Below are 1,455 nucleotides of genomic sequence, written 5' to 3' on the forward strand. Positions count from 1 at the left end.
ACCGAACTCAACCGGTCCTCGCAACACCGGGTTGTTGACGTGAGAGTAGCTGGTTGTTCATCGCTTCGGTGGGGGTCTTCCAGTCGAGGGTCTTGCGGGGCCGGTCGTTGAGGGTCGCGGCGATGGTGGCGAGTTCGTGGCGGGTCCAGCGGGACAGGTCGGTGCCCTTGGGGAAGTACTGGCGCAGCAGCCCGTTGGTGTTCTCGTTCGTGCCGCGCTGCCAGGGGCTGTGCGGGTCGGCGAAGTAGACCCCGAGACCTGTGCTGGCGGTCAGCGCGGCGTGCCCGGCCATCTCCTTGCCGCGGTCCCAGGTCAGGGTCCGACGCAGCTGCTCGGGCAGCTCCGCGAACGCTCGTGTGATCGCGTCCCGGACAGCGTCGGCGCCGCGGCCCGCCAGCGCCGGGCCGTTCTTCACCCGCGGTTCATGGCCGTAGCCGTCCATACGGGGCAGGTGCAGCAGGACCGTGAGCCGGGTGGTGCGCTCGACCAGCGTGCCGATCGCGGACCGGTTCAACCCGATGATCAGGTCTCCTTCCCAGTGCCCTGCGACCGTCCGGTCTGTGGCCTCGACCGGGCGGGCACTGATCCGGACCTCGGGGGTGACCATGCCGTCGGGGCGCCGTCCGGCCCGCGCACGTGGCGCCCGCAGCGCGCGGCCCGTGCGCAGGCACGCGACCAGGTCACGGCGCAGCGCTCCCCGCCCCTCGATGTAAAGGGCCTGGTAGATCGCCTCATGCGAGATCCGCATCGCCGGATCGTCGGGAAAATCGACCCGCAGTCGCCGCGAGATCTGCTCCGGGCTCCACGCGCTGACCCAGCGGCGGTCCTGGCGGTGCGGCTTGTTCCGGCCGGTGAACGGCGCCGTCCACGGGCCGGGCACCACGGTGCCGTCGCTGCGGCGGACCGGCCCGGCGAGCCGGTCCTGCACGTAGCTGCGCAGCTGCTCGTTCGCCGCGAGCTTGGCAGTCTTGGGTCGGGTGGCCCGACGGTCTCGATGCCACTGCGCGAGTGTGGCCCGGTAAACCAGGGTCCCGCCGCGGGTGCCGGCGTTACGCCGTAGCTCCCGTGACACCGTCGACGCAGGCCGGCCCAAACCCCGCGCGATCCGGCGGATGCTGTCCCCGCGGGCACGACCCAGGGCGATCTCCTCCCGCTCCGCGAACGACAGGTATCGACCGGAAGGGGCGGGGAAGTCCGAAGGGGGCATCCCGCCACAGTTGCGGAACCACCGGGTCCCGACCGCCGGCGACACGCCGGCCGCGACACCGGCATCCTCGCTGCTCAGCCCACGCGCGATCGCCGCCCAGAACCGCTGCTGATGCTCCCGGCGCGCCACCGGCGGCCGCCCCGGCGAGCACATGCCCGCCCGCCCCGTGACCGTCTGCGTCCAATCCGCCGGCCGTCCCATTCCCACACCTCCGGATCGAGGTGTTGCGACGACCAGTTGAATCCGCC

1 protein-coding gene is annotated in these 1,455 nt (G+C 72.0%); it reads right to left on the bottom strand.

The genetic code is table 11. The annotated features are described in order from the left end of the window. Positions 1–7 precede the first annotated feature (7 nt). Positions 8–1,408: an IS30 family transposase gene (locus C1A33_RS25250; RefSeq protein WP_101833928.1), complete on the bottom strand. Its 1,401-nt coding sequence runs from the start codon at positions 1,406–1,408 to the stop codon at positions 8–10. Positions 1,409–1,455: the final 47 nt, after the last annotated feature.

The sequence above is a fragment of the Frankia canadensis genome, from assembly GCF_900197875.1.
In the GTDB taxonomy this organism is placed as follows: domain Bacteria; phylum Actinomycetota; class Actinomycetes; order Frankiales; family Frankiaceae; genus Frankia; species Frankia canadensis.